This window comes from Mycolicibacterium psychrotolerans (genome assembly GCF_010729305.1).
Taxonomy (GTDB): Bacteria; Actinomycetota; Actinomycetes; order Mycobacteriales; family Mycobacteriaceae; genus Mycobacterium; species Mycobacterium psychrotolerans.
In genome coordinates, this window is record NZ_AP022574.1 from 70,128 (window position 1) to 85,810 (window position 15,683).

The window sequence follows — 15,683 nt, forward strand, 5'->3', positions numbered from 1 at the left end:
TTCACTTCAGCTCGAAGGGCGCGCCACCTGGACAGGCAGCAAGCACCTTCTGCAGAGCCTTAACCACCAGGTCAGCGGTCAGCTTGCCATCGTGCTTCTTTTGCAGCTGTGGCAGATTGAGAAAGACTGTTTGAAACCACGCAAGGTCTGCTCCAAGCCGCTCGACAGCCGCGATGTTTGGGCTCGGATCTTGGAGCTGCTCTAACGGCACACCAGTGATGGCAGCGAGTAGCTCAAGTTCAACCTCGCTGTAGAAGTTAGCTGGTGATCGATCACGTTTTTCGGTGTTGTGCTCTTTGCAGAGTGCAGTTGCCGTCGCGTCCAGGGGCCAGAGCATCGCGAGCGGACGCGTGTGGTCTAGGTGCATCTTCTTCACTGTTTCAAGCTGAACGCCACACTTGAAACAACGTCCGTCGAACTTATCGTAAATGTCGCGCGCTAGGTCACGTCCGGTCTCGTTCTTATAGCGAAGTTGAGGACTGCCCCCGTAGAGGTACTCAAGAAGGAGTTCGAGGTGGCGCCGCCGGGCACCATCCTCCTTCATTTGGCCAGCCGTACGCTGTGGGTTATGAGCGGCATTCACCTCGAATTTCTTGCAGAATCGACACTCCAATTGAAAGCCGTACTCGAGGAGTTTAACCTCCGCCGCGCCCTGCACAGCGATGCGACCAAAGGATGCGTGGCGGCAGGGACGACGGTGTTCCGCCACGCAATGATTGCTAAAGCTTAAAGTTGCCCGCTCATCGCGGAGGTTGACCGGCAGATACCGACTGCACCGGTTGCACGACTTAAGGTCGATTAATTTGCCTGGAATTCGCTCGATGCCTGCATCATCCACGAGCACAGAACCAGGACGTCCGGCATCGTAGAAGTTCGCTTCAGGTGCGAATTGCCACATATTGCCGCGAAGGCTGTCCTTGGCGCTATCGAGGTAGTCATGCTGAACGCCCCCCGCCTCAAGCGCATATACGTACACGCTGGCTTCCTGGGCCGCGGCGAAAATCAGGACGGCATCGCAGCCCCCATCCGCACCCACTTTGAGTGATCCGATCTTATTCCAATGAGGAGCAGCAAAACGCGTCAGCATGTACTTTCCCGGATATTCCAGCGTTACGTCTACGTGCTTGTCGGCTTGAAACCATCCTCCGAAGCCCGCCCATTCGCGCTCGTCGGATTCTGGCACTGAGAAAGTAATTGCCAACCGCTGCCCTGCTTGAAGCAGGTAGCCATCTGCTTCGGCCGTATCGAGCCTGACGCGCGCATTCGCATTAAAACCTGCTCGCCGGGTAACGGGACGCCGGCGTCCTGCCCATTCTGTTTTGCCCGCGAGCTTTCGGCTATCGGCCACGCTTCACCCTCCAACCGCTAAAGGCACCCCCACGACGCGTGCAAGTGCAGCTCCCACCACTGCCCTACGCCGTCGCAAACGATGATTGATCGGGCTTAGATATCATGTGGGATCACCGCAAATTTGCCGTGAGTGGTCCAGCGTGCACGACTTTACCGTCGCCTCGGAGGCCCCTGTGGCATCCCGGCCAAGTTGTCCGACCGCGCCACCGAGGTATGGCCCCTCTATGGCCTGTCCACCGGCGAGCTACAGCTGCGAGGTGCGACATTGGCCGGACCCTCCTGGCCAGCAGCAAGGTCGCTGCCGATGTCTGCCTGGGCTGCTGTTTCCGCGCTGCGAAGACGCTGATCGTGGTCGACCATCGAAGTGGTGGTGGAGGCTCCCGGCGAGCGCGACGCACCGAGTTAAACGCTCCAGACCCGCCAACGCGATCGAAGCCAGGAACAATCAGCAACCGCTTACAGCCGCCGCGATCGGCAACCTCGGCGAAACGCAATCCACGCCCGTCCGGAGCTCCACGTGGGTACCGTAAAACCCACTACTCGCACTTCACCGGAGGACGTGAGGCGATGGCGGGGGAAATTGCCTACGAGCTGGCATCCGCCGGGTTCGTCGATGCCGTCGAAGTGGGCCGCGGTGGAGGCGGCGTCGTCTACCGCTGCCACCAGCAGTCACTCGGGCGCACCGTCGCCATTAAAGTGCTCGCGTCCAACCTGGACCAGGACGACCAGGAACGATTCCTCCGCGAGGGTTACGCGATGGGCGGCCTGTCGGGCCACCCGAACATCGTGAACATCCTGCAGGTCGGCATGACCGAACGGGACCGGCCCTTCATCGTCATGCCCTATCACGCACGAGGCTCGCTCGCCGACCAGGTGCGGCGCGAAGGCCGCATCCCCTGGCCCGACGCCCTGCGCATCGGTGTCAAACTGTGCGGTGCGCTCGAAACCGCCCACCGCACAGGCACGTTGCATCGCGACATCAAACCCGCCAACGTGCTCGTCAACGACTACGGCGACCCGCAGCTCAGCGATTTCGGCACCGCCCGCATCGTCGGCGGCTACAAAACGGTGACGGGGTTCTTCACCGGCACGCTGTCCTACACCGCGCCCGAGGTGCTCACCGGTAAGCCTCCGACGGTCGAGGCCGACGTCTACTCCCTCGGCGCCACGCTCTACGCATTGATTGCCGGCCAGGCCGCCCACGAGCGCAACACCGACGAGGAGTTGATCGCCCACTACCTGCGCATCACCTCCCAGCCCGTGCCGGACCTGCGCGACCACGGCATCCCACCCGATGTCTGCGCAGCGATCGAGAAGGCGATGTCGCTCGACCCGGCCAACCGGTTCCAATCGGCAGCCGAGATGGGCCGCGCCCTGCAGGAAGCTCAGCGACACAACGGGTTGACCGCCGACGCGATGGCGATCGGCGAGCCAGCCCCTCCCCCCGAGCCCGAAGGGACACAAGCACTTCCGTTTCCCGAACCCTCCCACCCGCCTGTCATGCCACCCGTACCTCCGGCGCCACCGCCACCCCCGTCGCCCGACATGTTCGCCCACAGCCCGTCGAACCCGCCGTCGGTTCCCCCTCCCCCGGCGCCCGTCGCACCCAAGAACCGCAAGAAAACCCTGATCGCCCTCGCCGCCGCGGCGGCCGTAGTGCTGCTGGTGATCGGCGCTGTCGTCATCGTCGCGGCCACCAAAGACACCACCAGCGCCACCAGCACGACAACCTCGGCACCCCCAACCGCCGAAGCGCAGCCCGGATGGCGGCCGATCTCCGACGCACGCTCGGCCCTCGACGGGGCGGCTGCCACGCAGTCCGACGGCACCATCTGGCTCTTCGGCGGCATGGGCGCCGACAACCGCGTCAGCGGCGCCCATGAGGGGTACGACCCCGCGATCGACAGCTGGAAGGGCGGCGAGCCCCTTCCCGTTCCGGTGCAACGCGCGATGTCGGTGACGTGGCAGGACACCCCCGTCGTACTCGGCGGCTGGCGCAACGAGGGCGCCGACACCAAGGTCGCGACCGATCAGGTGTGGCGGGTGGTCAACAGTCGCTGGGTGGCGTTGCCGCCGCTGCTGCAGCCGCGCGCCGCGGCGGCGGCCGCCGTGGTGGGCGACCGCATCGTCGTCACCGGCGGTGTGGACGCCGGCGGCCGGGTGCTCGACACCACCGAGGTGTTCGACGGCAGCGGCTGGACGCTGGGCGCCCCGATGCCGACACCGCGGCAGCTGCTGGCCGCCGCGTCGGACGGAAAGCTGATCTACGCGCTCGGCGGCACGAACGGGACGGACCTGGCGACCGTCGAGGCGTATGACCCGGCCGCCGACACCTGGACGGCCATGGCGCCACTCCCTGAGCCGCGCAGCGACTTCGGGGTCGCGGTCACCGACGGCAGATTGGTGGCGGTCGGCGGCACCGCAGGCGGCCGGCCACTCACGACGGTGACCGCGCTCGACCTCACGACAGGAACCTGGGCCGGCCTGCCGGACCTGGGCACCGCCCGTCACGGCGTGGCCGTGGCGGCCGTCGGCAAGTCGGTGTACGCGATCGGCGGGTCGACCGGCGCCGGCGACGGGCAGGCCACCTCTTCCGCCGAGGCGCTGAAGCTTGCGGCGCGCACGCCGCAGCCCGCGGCGCAGTGGCGGTCGCTGCCGGACGCGCCGACCCCGCGCTTGATGACGGCATTCACGGTGCTCGACAATAAGATCTGGCTCATCGGCGGCATCCGCGACGGCGAGACATTACAGACCGTCGAGACCTACGACCCCGGCACGAAGCAGTGGCAGCCGCAGCCGTCGCTGCCCATCCCGCTGAACCACGCGGCGGCGGCCACCTTCCGCGGCGAGGTCGTGGTGATCGGCGGCGCCACCGACACGATCACGCAGGCGTCGGACAAGGTGTTCGCGTTCCGCGACAACACATGGGTCGAGCTGCCGAGCCTGCAGCACGCGCGGGCGGCGTCGGCAGCGGCAGTGGTCGGCGACAAGCTCGTCGTCGTCGGCGGGCAGAACGACAAGCAGCTGGTGCCCCAGACCGAGGTGTTCGACGGGACGTCATGGACGCAGGCCGCCGATATGCCCACTCCCCGTGAGCATCTCGCGGCGGTCTCCGACGGGGTGTACGTCTACACGGTTGGCGGCCGGTTCCTCAGCGCCGACGACAACTCGGCGGCCTTCGAACGGTTCGACCCAGCGTCCGGGAACTGGGAGAAGTTGCCGAACATGCCGACTGCGCGCGGCAGTTTCGGCGCGGCGTTGGTCGACGGCCGCATCGTGGTGGTCGGCGGCGAGGAGCCGACGCGGGTGCTGCCCACCGTCGAGATGTACGACATCGGCAACCGCACATGGAGCAGACAGGCGCCGATCAACACACCGGTGCACGGTGAAGCGGTCGCGGCGGTCGGCTCCACCGTCTACGTCATCGGAGGTGCCGACCGGCCGACCCACGAAGGGCCGGTGGCGACGGTCGAGGCGCTGGATTTCACGTAGCGCCGTCGCGCAGCTGGGCCAGGGTCACCGCACCGCGGCGCAGCGCCTCATTGGCCAGCCGGACGCGCCGGTCACCCTCGGTGGGGATGGCGAACTTGTCATAGAGGTTCTGGAGGTGCTGTTTGACGGCGGCCTCGGTGACATAGAGCTCGCCGGCCATCGCGCGGACCGATGCTGGTTCGGGAAACGGGTCGTCGGAGACCAGCGGCCGGCACAACACCACGAGCACGTCGTATTCGCGCCGGGTCAGCCGCGGCGGCGCGTCGACGGGCTGGGCGGTGACCGTCTCCTCGTCGCGGGACTCGCGCACCATCCAGAAGATCAACCGGGACTTCCCGACGCGTACCTCGTCGCCGGAGTGCAGGACACGTTCGGCGGTGATCTTCTCACCGTTGAGGAAGGTGCCGTTGCGGCTGCCCATGTCGCGGACCGACCATGCGGCGCCGAGGTTTTCGAAGACGGCGTGCAGTCGCGACACGGTGGCGTCGTGTTCGAGCGCCACGTCGTTGCCCGAGGCCTTGCCGAGGGTCACGCGTTGACCGGCCAGCGGGACGAGCTCCCGGCCGGTCGGCGTGAAGACTTCCAGGTGGGAAGACATGCCAGCAATTCTGTCTCAGCGACCGTGCTCATGGACGGCGAATGCGACTCGGCCCGTCACCAGTGCGGGTGACGGGCCGAGCGGGTGCGGTGTTCAGGGCTTGGCGAGGACGGGTGCGCGGTTGATCACCGGCGGACGGAAGACGCTGCCGCTCTCGGGCTCCGTCGGTTGGAAGACGCCGCCGGTCTTGGGCACCGTCGGCTGCAAGACGCCGCCGCCGCGCAGGGGCTGGGTGGTCTCGGTAATCTTGCCGTCTTTGCAGCTGACGATCTTGCCGTCGACGAAGACGCCCTGCCCGTTGTCGATCGGAATGCTGTAGCCATCGGCATCGGTGTAGGTGCAGCCGCCACCGCCTCCCCCGCCGGGCTCGTTGTCGGTGGCGAAGGCGGTGGCCGGGGCGACCGCGAGGACGGCGAAGGCGCCGAGGATGGTGGCTGTGTACTTGATGCCCTTGCGGGTGGTCGATGCGGTCATGATGACTTCCTCTCGGGTGGTGCTGGGTTGTTCTGCTGTTAAGAGGAATACTGCTGCTCAGAGGGCTCGGCCGTAATCGCCGGCAAGCCAGAGTCCAGTGCCGGGATAGGAAGAGTTTCCTATCCCTGAGGCAAGGGTCCTTCCGTTGAGGCTGCACCCACGGCGGCGAAATTGGCAAAATGTGCGCCGCCAGCGCAGCCTGAACGGGCGGCTACGCCTCCGCGTAACTCTGTAGCTTGTCCGCTACCCGGCGGATGTCCAGATCTCCCTGCACAGCAACGTCATTCATGAAGATCTCGGCGTCGTCGACATCGAAGTTCGGATCCAGCTGCGTGCCGTTGATGGACAGGAACGTCCACGCGGCAGCCCAGGCGGTGCGTTTGTTCCCGTCGACCAACGCGTGGTTGCGAGCCAACGACTGCAGCAGCGCCGCGGCCTTGGTGAACAGGTCGGGATAAGCGTCGATGCCGAAGGCGGTGGCCTGCGGTCGGGCCACCGCCGCATCGAGAAGCCCGTAGTCGGCCACCCGCACTTCGATTCCCACCGCCGCCGCTCCGGCGACCAGGACATCGTCGCGGTCCAGGTACTCGGTCACGCCAGGCGGCGGTTGAGCTCTGCACTGCGCTCGGCGACGATCCGCGCAGCCTCGCGCACGCGGCGCTTGTGATCCGAGGCGGCGTCGAGGGCGGCACGTTGCACGAACGCGCGCAGCGACATCTCCCCTGCGGCCGCCGCCGTGCGCAACTGTTCCATTTCCTCGTCGGTGAAATTGATGTTCAACGCCGGCATGGTGGCATGGTACCGGAGTCGGTACCAGAAGTGGTACTACACCGCGGCGCCGAGTTCCGCGTAGACCGCGGCCTCGAAGCCGAGGATCGTCGCGACCATCTTCTCGTCGAAGAACGGAAGGATCTGCGTCGCGATCACAGCGCCGATCCCCGCCTTGCGGTCGATCCAGAAGAAGCTGTTGAACAGCCCCGACCAGTCGGCCGAGCCGGCGCTGCGCATGCCCGGCAGGTCGACCAGGTACAGGTGGAACCCGAGGCCCCACCCCTGCGGCACGTCGAGCAACTCGACCGGCCTGGTCAGCTCGGGGATGGCCGGCTCCATCTTCTTCGGCAGCGGCGCGCCGTCGAGGTGGTCCCGCAATGCGAGCTCGACGGTCTCCTCTTTGAGGATGCGCGTGCCGTCGAGCACGCCGCCGTTGAGCCAGGCGCGCACGAAACGTCCGTAGTCGGCGATCGTCCCGTAGGACCCGTGGCCGGCGGCGTCCCACTCCGGCTGGGCCGGCAGGTCGAGGTCGGTTGCCGTCAGGCTGCCGTCCGGCGCGCGGTAACGGATGGGCAGCAACCGCGCGCGCTGCTCGTCGGTCGGGTCGAACGTCGAATCCCTCATGCCGAGCGGGCCGTAGACATGTTCGGCGATGTAGTCGGCCAGCGTCTGGCCGCTGACGGCCTCGACGACCATGCCGAGCCAGTCGGTGCTGACGCCGTACTCCCAGACGGTCCCGGGGTCGTGGACCAGCGGCGCGCTGAGGCTCTGCTTGATGCCCTCGAGCGGATTGGGAAAGTTGTGCTCGGCGCAGTACGCGAAGAGCTTCTCGTTGAGGAAGTGGTAGCCACACCCGGCCGTGTGGTTCATCAGCTGCCGGACGGTCGCCTGCACCTTGGGTGCCCGCAGAACCGGCTCACGGCCTTCGATGTGATCGAGCACCTGGAGCTCGCCGAACTCGGGCACGATCGACGCCACCGTCGCATCCAGGTCGACACGCCCCTGCTCGACCAGCTGAAGTGCGGCGGTCGTCGCAACGGCCTTCGTCATCGACGCGTTGCGGAACATCGTGTCGCGCTTCGCCTCTCCGGCCGCACCCTCGTAGAGCACGCCGTCGCGGCCGACCACCGTCGCGGCGACGCCGTGCAGCGACCCGTCGGCGGTCACGCCGTTCAGAAGGTCGTCGACTCGCTCGAACCCCATCCCCAGCTCCTCTGCTGTCACGCGGATATGCGAGCCATCATCGCACGGGGCCATAGGTACACCGACGGAAAAGGGCGGTTCACCACGTCACACGTGCGTTCAGGGCGGGCTGCGGCCGAAACCACCACTGGGTGACCACTATTCAGCACTGCGACGGTGGAACCGAGCATGCAGCCGTGATCGCACTCGCCCCTGACATCGAGGCCCTTCGCCTCTAGGGGCGAGACCCGTCGTCGACAACCTTGGCATATATGCGAGGACCAGGACGGACCAGACCATTCCGCACGGCGGCCGGTGACGTCGTCCCCGAGAGCGTCGCCGAGGTCGGCTACTGCCGGCTCGGCCGTGTCGACCAGTGGGTACTGATCCGCGGCCGCGACCTCGCCAATCCGCCGCTGATCCATCTGCACGGCGGGCCGGGATTCAGCGAGACCCGCCTCCTCCGGCACTTCAACGCCGAACTCGAGGACCGGTTCACCGTCGTCTACTGGGACCAGCGCGGCGCCGGCAAGTCCTTCCACCGCGGCATTCCACGATCGTCGATGACCGTCGAGCAGCTCCTCTCCGATCTCGACGAGCTGGTCGACATGGTCTGCGCCCGCGTCGGCCAGGAACAGGTCGTGCTGCACGGACACTCATGGGGGTCCCTGCTCGGCGTGCTGTACGCCGACCGGCACCCCGAGAGGGTCGCGGCCTCCCTCGGCACCGCCCAGATCGGTGACGCGTCGGCAGCCGAGTCCGCCTCCTACGCGTGCGCGCTCGCCGCTGCCGAACAGCGCGGCAACCGCCGGGCCCTCGAGGCGCTGCGCGCCATCGGTCCACCGCCGTACCCCGCGTCCAATGTCTTCTCCGAGCGCACCTGGCTGCAGCGCCTCGACGGACAACTGTCGCCCCGAGCGCTGTGGAAACTGCGCGGGGCGGTGATCGGCGGCGGCGGCGAGTCCTCGCCGCTGGACCTGGTCAACCAGATCCGCGGCTTCCGGTTCACGATGGACGCGATGTGGCGAGAAGCGTCCGCGCTGAACCTCACCACCGCCGTGCCCGCGCTGCACATGCCGGTCGCCTTCTTCGTCGGGCGACACGACCACTGGGTGCCGCCCGAAACCAGCGTCGCCTACTTCGACACGCTGACCGCACCGTCGAAGCAGCTGCTCTGGTTCGACGAGTCCGGCCACGAGCCGTTCGTGGACGAACCGGCCGCGTTCAACCGCGCGGTCGTCGACGTGGTGGGAGCGCTCGTCTCGCCGTGAATTCCCTCGACACGACGGCACCTCGACTGTCGCGGACCGCGGCGGCGATGACCGTGTTGGCCATGGGACTGGGGTACACGGCCTCCGTCGTCGATCCCACGATCCTCTCAGCCGAGATGTCAACGGTTCGGATCGGTCTCGGAATGTCCGCGAGCGCCGCGAGTTTCATCGCGAGCCTGGCGACGTTGACGACGGCCGCCGCAGTCCTCGGCGCCGGCGCCCTCGGCGACGTCTACGGCATGCGGCGGATGTACGTGGTCGGACTGCTCGGCACGATCGGCTTCGGTGTCCTGGGCGCCGCCGCCCCCACCGTCGCGGTGCTGATGGTCGCTCGCGCCGGTCTGGGAGTGGCGTTGGCCTTTCTGCTGGGCTTGCCGCTGGCGATCGTCAACGCGGTGTTCGCCCCCGAGCGCAGGACCAGGGTGATCGCGTGGTACTTCGGGGTCGGGTTCGCGGTCGCGGCCCCGCTGCCTGCGATCGGCGGGGTTCTCGCGGCCCAGTTTGGATGGCGGACATGCCTTCTCGTCACCCCGGCCGTGGCGGCCGCGGCACTGGCCATCACGCTGCGGTATGTCCCGCACCCGCCGCGCTCCCACCGTGCCCTCGACGTGCCGGGCTTGGCGCTGGCCGCTGTCGCGCTGCTGGCGCTGGTCTTCGGTATCTCCCGGCTGGAAGCCGGCGTCGATGTCGTCGCCATCACCGCGCTCTGCACCGCAGCGGTGGCTGCCGTCGGCTTCGTCGTCAGGGAATGGCGAACACCCCAGCCGGCATTGGAGCTTTCGATCTTCCGCAGCAGCCGGTTCAACGCCGCCGTCACCGCGGGAGTGGTGTTCAACTTCCTCACCGGCGGGCTGATGATCCTGTTCGCGTTCTATCTCGTCACCGTCCGCGGCGAATCACCGGAGGTGCTCGGCTTCCTGCTGATCCCGGCCACCGTGCTGGGCGCGGTGGCCGCCACGGCCGCAGGACCGGCGGCGGCACGATTCGGTGATCGGCCGGTACTGGTCGGCGGGCTGGCCGTCATGCTGGTCGCGGTGCTGCTGCTTCGGCTGTTCGACGAGAACACCTCTCTGGTCGTGGTGGCTGCGGCCGTGGTGCTTTCCGTCGTCGGCGGCGCCATCGTCGCGACACCGCAGGCATCGGTCATGATGGCCGGGGCCCCCGCTCATCTCGGCGGCGCAGTCTCGGGCGTGAAAGGTGCTGTCAATCAGACCGGCTACTCACTCGGCCCCACGGTCTTCGCGCTCGTCGGCATCAATCTCATCCTCGCCGAGGGCACCACCAAGCTGGCGGGCTCCGGCATCACGCTCGAGGAGGCGCGCGAAGCTTTCCGGGCGACGCACGGCGGCCCGGCGGGCGGTTCTCACCTCCTGGACCCCGACCGGGCCCGCATCGTGGCCACCGCCGCGACCGAGAGCATGCTCGACGCGATCCACACCATCAGCCTTCTCGCGGCGGTGGTCGCTGTCGTCGCCATCGTCGTCGCGATCGTGTGGCTCAAGCCGGAATCCCGGGGCGGTCCGTCGACGTCGTGATTCCCCCAGTGGTCGCGGGTTCGTCGAGACGGAGAAGGTCGATGCCGTCGGCGGCTTTCTCCGTGATGGAGCGCAATGCGTCGTCCTCGGCCTGCCCCTGCGGCGTCGATCTCTCGAGGAAGCGCAGGAGTTCGACGGGGAAGGGCAGCACCAGCGTCGAGTTCTTCTCCGCGGCCACCTCCACCACGGTCTGCAGCAGCCGCAGTTGCAGCGCCGCGGGTTGCTCGGACATCACGGCGGCCGCCGCGGCCAGCTTCTGCGAGGCCTGCAGTTCACCGTCGGCGGTGATGACCCTGGCCCGTCGCTCACGTTCGGCCTCGGCCTGGCGGGCGATCGACCGCTTCATCGAGTCGGGCAGGATCACGTCCTTGATCTCCACGCGGTCGATGTGGATGCCCCAGCCCAAAGCCGGGCTGTCGATCATCACCTCCAGGCCGTCGTTGAGGTGCTCGCGGTTGGACAGCAGATCATCGAGGTTGCTCTTGCCGATGATCGACCGCAGCGACGTCTGCGCGACCTGCCCGATGGCCGACATGTAGTCCTGGACGTCGACGGCCGCCCGCACCGGATCGGCCACCTTGAAGTAGATCACCGCGTCCACCCGGACGGTCACGTTGTCGCGGGTTATGCCGTCCTGCGCCGGCACCGGCATCGTGATGATCTGCATGTTGACCTTCTGCAGGCGATCGGCGACCGGCAGCAGCAGTGTCAACCCCGGCTCACGCACCCGGGATTGCACCTGCCCGAACCGGTACACCACACCGCGTTCGAACTGTTGGATCACCCGCACGCTCGACCCGAGCACCGAGAGCAGTGTCAGGGCGACGACCCCGGCCACCACGTAGAAAGTGATCATGATGCCTCCGTCCCACCCAGGGGCGCGGCGACACAGGGAAGGGCGTACCTCGCCGTCCGCGCGTCGAGGTCCGAGGGAAATCGGTCCGATATCCGGGCCAGCGGGCCCGAGTCCATACCTCAATTGTGGCACCGCCGGACAGTGAGCTCAACGCCTGCGTCGAGGCTGCGCTCAGGGCGGCGAAGTTCGAGTGGAGGTCGCCGTGGGCGCAGTCTGAGCACTTGCTTTCCAACAGTTTTCAGCCTTCGGCATCCGGACCGGAGTGCCCATCTACGGATCTGATATCGCCGGCGATATCAGATCCCGACAAGCACCCGCTGCCTCGACCCGAATCAGGCGACGAGCAGTCTGTTCTGTCGGTGGGTGCGGGCAGGCTGGCCCGTAACCACGACAGAAGGGGCGGCCATGTGCTGGCAGTGCGACAATCCCGACAAAACCACCGACGACTACCTGGACGTGCTGCGGGAGACCATCAAGGACCAGCGTTGGGCAGTGCAGTTCGTCGAAAGTGACAACCGGCCGTTCGCCTACACCGTCGGCCTGCACGAGAACGGCCTGCCGGAATTGGTGGTGACGGGGATGCGGGCGCAGACCTCGGCGAAGCTCCTGAATGTCATCGGCGAGCAGATGGTCGACGAGGGCATGGTCTTGCAGCCGGCCGAGCACATCGACTGTGGGAGAAGGTATCTCCTCGAGGTAGTGGAGGTCGAACACCCGGACGTCCACCTGAAGTTCGCCCTCGGCCTTTACGGCTCGACTATCCGCGCCCTTCAACTCGTCTGGGCAGACGATGCCGGTCGCTGGCCATGGGACCGTGGGTGGGGCCACGGTCGACGAAGGCAACCGGTGCTCGGCATCCGCGGCCCATTGCCGAACTGAGACGGGATGAGCCGTGACGAGACCGACCCAACCCTGCCAAGCTGTCCCCATGCGCCACCTCGTGTTCGTCGAGCCGGGACGGCTCGCATGGCAGGAAGCCCCGGACCCCGAGCCGGGCCCGGGGCAGGCCGTCGTCCGCCCACTCGCCGTCGCGCGGTGTGACCTCGACGCCGCGATGGCCGGCTTCGGCATCTTCCCCGGCCCCTATCCCGTTGGCCACTAGATCGCCGGCGAAGTCATCGCGGTCGGCGACGGCGTCACGCACATAGAAGAAGGACAACGCGTCGCCGTGCCGTTCCAGGTCTCGTGCGGCCGGTGCACCCCCTGCGCCGGCGGTCGCTACGCCGCATGCGATAGCTACTACGCCCGCGCCGGCGCCGCCTTCGGCTTCGGCGACGCCGGCGGCGGCCACGGCGGCGGTCTCGCCGACCTACTGCTCGTCCCCGACGCCGACCACCTGCTCGTCCCCGCGCCGGAGGCGATCAGCGACGTTGCCCTCGCGACGATCCCCGACAACGTCGTCGACGCCTACCGGACCGTCGTCGACGGCCTGCGCGAGCGTCCCGGCGCCGACGTCCTCATCGTCGGCGGCGATGCCCCCTCGATCAGCCTCTACACGATCCTCTGCGCGCAGGCCCTCGGCGCAGGCACCGTCCGCTACGCCGACAACGACGCGCAGCGCCTCGCCGCCGCGTCCGACCTGGGCGCCGACGTGATCGATGTCGGTCCGCAGTTCCCGCGCCGCCTCGAGCGCGCAGCCATCGTCGTCGGCGCCTCGCTGAGCATCGAAGGGTTGCACTGCGCGATCCGCTCCACCGAGCCGTACGGGCGGCTCACCGTGGTGACGATCCACTTCGCCGCCGAGACCCCGCTCCCGATGCTCGAGCTGTACACCCGCGGCATCACGCTGCACACCTCCCGCGCCGACTCCCGGCGCTACCTCCCCGAAGTCCTCGAGGTCGTCGCGGCCGGCCGCATCGATCCGCTGGCCGTGCCGACGACGGTGGTCGGCTGGGACGACACTGCCGAGCACTGGCTCGACCCCGCGCTGAAGATGGTTGCCACTCGCTGAGTTACTGAACCGTCAGACAGGCCAATACGGTTGTATCCCCCGATGCCGCAGCCCATCTCGTCGCCAAGCAGTGTCACGACAATGTGACGAGAGGCCGGTGGCCCCGTGCGAACTGCGTTCGGCAGCTAAGGTAGGGCCCTATGTCCCCGACCGCCCGCCCAGCGGCCTCTATCGGCGAAACCCGTGGTGGCACCGCCTACTTCGCTCACCCGTCAACTGACAGACTCTGCCGTGAATTATTAACACCGCTAACACCTTTCGCCATGCGCGATCACACCCCAAGATGATCGACACCGGCGCGGCAATCGTGGGCACCGGCCTGATGGGCCGGGTGCACGCGGAAGCGTTGGCGCGCATCGGCGTTCCGGTGGTAGGCGTGGTCGGGTCGAGCTCCGACCGCGCCGCAGCCTCCGGGTTGGGCGCCTACTACTGCAGCTTCGAGGAGATGCTCGACGACCCTCGCGTCCGCTCCGTCCACATTTGCTCCCCCAATCATCTCCACCACGCTCAGGCGATGGCCGCGATGCGGGCCGGCAGGCACGTCGTCTGCGAGAAGCCGCTCGCCCTCAATCCCGCGCATGCGCACGAACTCATCGCAGCCGCAACAGATTTCGGCGTCGTCAATGCCGTCTGCTTCGTCTCGCGCTTCTACCCGCTGTGCCGGCAGGCTGCCCAAAACGTCAGCAGCGGATCCCTTGGGTCACTGAGACTGGTCACCGGCTCCTACTTTCAGGACTGGCTGTCCAAGGACACCGACACCAACTGGCGCCTCGACTCCCAACTCGGCGGCCCGCTGCGCACCGTCGGCGACATCGGTTCGCACTGGCTCGATCTCGCCGGCTTCATCACCGGCCAGCGCGTCGAATCCGTGATGGCCGACCTCACCACCGCCCTGCCCGAGCGGTCGGACACCGAGGACATGGCCGGCATCCTGCTCCGCTTCGACGGCGGCGCCCGCGGCGTCCTCACCCTGTCCCAGGTGTCACCCGGCCGCAAAAACCACCTCGCCGTCGAGCTGAGCGGATCCGACGCGTCGCTGCGGTGGGACTCCGAGAGCCCCGAGCAGTTGTGGATCGGGCACCGCGACGAACCCAACCAGCTGCGGCTGCGCGACACCGGCGACTACCCGGCCGGCCACATCCAGGGCTACCCCGACGCGTTCAAGGCGTTCTTCCGCGCCGTCTACGACGCCATCGACGCCGACGAACCCCCCGACCAGCCGGACTACCCCACCTTCGCCGACGGCTTCGAGCAGGTGCTCCTCGCCGAGGCCATCGCCGAGAGCGCCCGGCTCGAGACCTGGGTCTCCGTCCAGCGCTGACCTAACCGGCGTTGGCCGTCATCGCCCACCGGATGCCGCCGACCAGCACGTGCCCCGCCGAGCGCACTACAGTCGCCTCCACCGGCGGAAGATACGGAAGCCACAGCGGCCCGCGCGCCCACCGCGGCAGCATCGCCACCGCCGCCGCGGCGAGCGCCGCATACGGCGCCCGCGCCAGCACCGGCAGCGGAGGCGTCAGCAACAGGAACCGCGCCGCATCCCGCGCCGCGGCCGTCCCGCCCAGCTCCGCCCGGTACGCGGCGATCCGCTCGGCCAGCTCGGCCTCCGTCCGCGGCGGATCGAGCACCCCCAGCTTGGCAGCGACCTGCGCGGTGTCGGCGACGTACCCGTCGCGGCCCTCCTGATCCAGCGGCTGCGACCCGTACAGCTGGTGCGCGCGCAGGAAGCTGTCGATCTCGGCGATGTGCACCCACTCCAGCAGGCGCGGGTCGCCCGCCTCGTAGGCACGGCCGTCCGGCGCCGTCCCGCGCACCCGGCGGTGGATGCCGCGGACCTTGTCGACCGCCCGCTGCGCGTCGTCGGCCGGGCCGAACGTCGTCACCGCCAGGAACGTGCTCGTGCGGGCCAGCCGCCCCCACGGATCGCCGCGGTAGTCCGAGTGCTCGGCGACCCCGGCCATCGCCAGCGGATGCAGCGACTGCAGCAGCAGCGCGCGCAGCCCGCCCACGAACATCGACGCGTCGCCGTGCACCCGGCGGATCGGCCGGTCCTCGGCGAACCACCGCGGGCCCGGCGTCTGGTGGATCCGCGCCCGGTTCTCAGGGCCCTCGGGGCCGGCCACCATGCCGAACAGTGCGCTTCCCATCCGGGTGCGGATCGCGCCGAAGTCATACAGGGTCATGTCCTCATTGTCCCTGCGCG

Annotated in this window: 15 protein-coding genes; 7 read left to right on the plus strand and 8 right to left on the minus strand. The window is 67.9% G+C overall.

What is annotated here, in order from left to right; all coding sequences use genetic code 11:
- Position 1: 1 nt before the first annotated feature.
- The gene (locus G6N45_RS00285) at positions 2 to 1,348 is read right to left on the minus strand and encodes a hypothetical protein (RefSeq protein ID WP_163719706.1); all 1,347 of its coding nucleotides are present in this window, start codon (positions 1,346 to 1,348) and stop codon (positions 2 to 4) included.
- A gap of 569 nt (positions 1,349 to 1,917) precedes the next feature.
- Between G6N45_RS00285 and G6N45_RS00290 the strand changes: the two genes are divergently transcribed.
- A complete protein-coding gene (locus tag G6N45_RS00290; protein WP_163719707.1) occupies positions 1,918 to 4,842 on the plus strand; it encodes a serine/threonine-protein kinase in 2,925 nt (974 codons plus the stop codon).
- Here the strand turns inward: G6N45_RS00290 and G6N45_RS00295 are convergent.
- The 5 genes from G6N45_RS00295 to G6N45_RS00315 form a co-directional block, all read right to left on the minus strand.
- Positions 4,835 to 5,440, minus strand: coding sequence for an FHA domain-containing protein (locus G6N45_RS00295; protein ID WP_163719709.1), 606 nt, complete (start codon positions 5,438 to 5,440; stop codon positions 4,835 to 4,837). The two genes, G6N45_RS00290 and G6N45_RS00295, sit on opposite strands and share 8 nt — an antisense overlap.
- Positions 5,441 to 5,533: 93 nt before the next feature.
- The gene (locus G6N45_RS00300; RefSeq protein WP_163719711.1) at positions 5,534 to 5,914 is read right to left on the minus strand and encodes a hypothetical protein; all 381 of its coding nucleotides are present in this window, start codon (positions 5,912 to 5,914) and stop codon (positions 5,534 to 5,536) included.
- A gap of 211 nt (positions 5,915 to 6,125) precedes the next feature.
- On the minus strand, positions 6,126 to 6,509 hold the full coding sequence (locus G6N45_RS00305) for a type II toxin-antitoxin system death-on-curing family toxin (protein WP_057151345.1): 384 nt from the start codon (positions 6,507 to 6,509) through the stop codon (positions 6,126 to 6,128).
- Complete coding sequence (locus G6N45_RS00310; RefSeq protein WP_163719713.1) at positions 6,506 to 6,703, minus strand: antitoxin Phd; 198 nt, start codon at positions 6,701 to 6,703, stop codon at positions 6,506 to 6,508. The genes G6N45_RS00305 and G6N45_RS00310 overlap by 4 nt, the downstream gene beginning before the upstream one ends.
- Positions 6,704 to 6,739: 36 nt before the next feature.
- Positions 6,740 to 7,888 carry a serine hydrolase domain-containing protein gene (locus G6N45_RS00315; protein WP_163719715.1) on the minus strand — a complete coding sequence of 383 codons (1,149 nt, stop codon included), beginning with the start codon at positions 7,886 to 7,888 and terminating at the stop codon, positions 6,740 to 6,742.
- 251 nt (positions 7,889 to 8,139) lie between these two features.
- On the opposite strand from G6N45_RS00315, the gene G6N45_RS00320 reads away from it, so the two are divergent.
- Positions 8,140 to 9,138 (plus strand): alpha/beta fold hydrolase, encoded by a 999-nt coding sequence (locus G6N45_RS00320; protein ID WP_246228825.1) that lies wholly within the window; start codon positions 8,140 to 8,142, stop codon positions 9,136 to 9,138.
- Positions 9,135 to 10,673, plus strand: coding sequence for an MFS transporter (locus tag G6N45_RS00325; protein ID WP_246228826.1), 1,539 nt, complete (start codon positions 9,135 to 9,137; stop codon positions 10,671 to 10,673). The genes G6N45_RS00320 and G6N45_RS00325 overlap by 4 nt, the downstream gene beginning before the upstream one ends.
- Here G6N45_RS00325 and G6N45_RS00330 read toward each other — a convergent pair.
- Complete coding sequence (locus G6N45_RS00330) at positions 10,636 to 11,529, minus strand: SPFH domain-containing protein (RefSeq protein ID WP_163719718.1); 894 nt, start codon at positions 11,527 to 11,529, stop codon at positions 10,636 to 10,638. The genes G6N45_RS00325 and G6N45_RS00330 overlap by 38 nt on opposite strands.
- A gap of 363 nt (positions 11,530 to 11,892) precedes the next feature.
- On the opposite strand from G6N45_RS00330, the gene G6N45_RS00335 reads away from it, so the two are divergent.
- From G6N45_RS00335 to G6N45_RS00345, 4 genes are all read left to right on the plus strand, one after another.
- Positions 11,893 to 12,408: a DUF4262 domain-containing protein gene (locus tag G6N45_RS00335; RefSeq protein ID WP_246228827.1), complete on the plus strand. Its 516-nt coding sequence runs from the start codon at positions 11,893 to 11,895 to the stop codon at positions 12,406 to 12,408.
- A gap of 49 nt (positions 12,409 to 12,457) precedes the next feature.
- Positions 12,458 to 12,631: a hypothetical protein gene (locus G6N45_RS27925; RefSeq protein ID WP_246228828.1), complete on the plus strand. Its 174-nt coding sequence runs from the start codon at positions 12,458 to 12,460 to the stop codon at positions 12,629 to 12,631.
- Positions 12,632 to 13,480, plus strand: a complete 849-nt coding sequence (locus G6N45_RS00340) for an alcohol dehydrogenase catalytic domain-containing protein (protein WP_308207037.1) — start codon at positions 12,632 to 12,634, stop codon at positions 13,478 to 13,480.
- Between the two features lie 283 nt (positions 13,481 to 13,763).
- Positions 13,764 to 14,801 carry a Gfo/Idh/MocA family protein gene (locus G6N45_RS00345; protein WP_163719720.1) on the plus strand — a complete coding sequence of 346 codons (1,038 nt, stop codon included), beginning with the start codon at positions 13,764 to 13,766 and terminating at the stop codon, positions 14,799 to 14,801.
- 1 nt (position 14,802) lies between these two features.
- Here the strand turns inward: G6N45_RS00345 and G6N45_RS00350 are convergent, their stop codons facing one another.
- Entirely contained in the window at positions 14,803 to 15,663 is an 861-nt protein-coding gene (locus G6N45_RS00350; protein ID WP_163719722.1) for an oxygenase MpaB family protein, read from the minus strand.
- Between the last annotated feature and the right edge of the window lie 20 nt (positions 15,664 to 15,683).

Bases quoted from the DNA above. Each gene is read 5' to 3' on its own strand.
- G6N45_RS00290 (WP_163719707.1), top strand. From the start codon at position 1,918: ATGGCGGGGGAAATTGCCTACGAGCTGGCATCCGCCGGGTTCGTCGAT.
- G6N45_RS00295 (WP_163719709.1), bottom strand. From the start codon at position 5,440: ATGTCTTCCCACCTGGAAGTCTTCACGCCGACCGGCCGGGAGCTCGTC.
- G6N45_RS00300 (WP_163719711.1), bottom strand. From the start codon at position 5,914: ATGACCGCATCGACCACCCGCAAGGGCATCAAGTACACAGCCACCATC.
- G6N45_RS00310 (WP_163719713.1), bottom strand. From the start codon at position 6,703: ATGCCGGCGTTGAACATCAATTTCACCGACGAGGAAATGGAACAGTTG.
- G6N45_RS00315 (WP_163719715.1), bottom strand. From the start codon at position 7,888: ATGGGGTTCGAGCGAGTCGACGACCTTCTGAACGGCGTGACCGCCGAC.
- G6N45_RS00320 (WP_246228825.1), top strand. From the start codon at position 8,140: ATGCGAGGACCAGGACGGACCAGACCATTCCGCACGGCGGCCGGTGAC.
- G6N45_RS00330 (WP_163719718.1), bottom strand. From the start codon at position 11,529: ATGATCACTTTCTACGTGGTGGCCGGGGTCGTCGCCCTGACACTGCTC.
- G6N45_RS27925 (WP_246228828.1), top strand. From the start codon at position 12,458: ATGCGCCACCTCGTGTTCGTCGAGCCGGGACGGCTCGCATGGCAGGAA.
- G6N45_RS00345 (WP_163719720.1), top strand. From the start codon at position 13,764: ATGATCGACACCGGCGCGGCAATCGTGGGCACCGGCCTGATGGGCCGG.
- G6N45_RS00350 (WP_163719722.1), bottom strand. From the start codon at position 15,663: ATGACCCTGTATGACTTCGGCGCGATCCGCACCCGGATGGGAAGCGCA.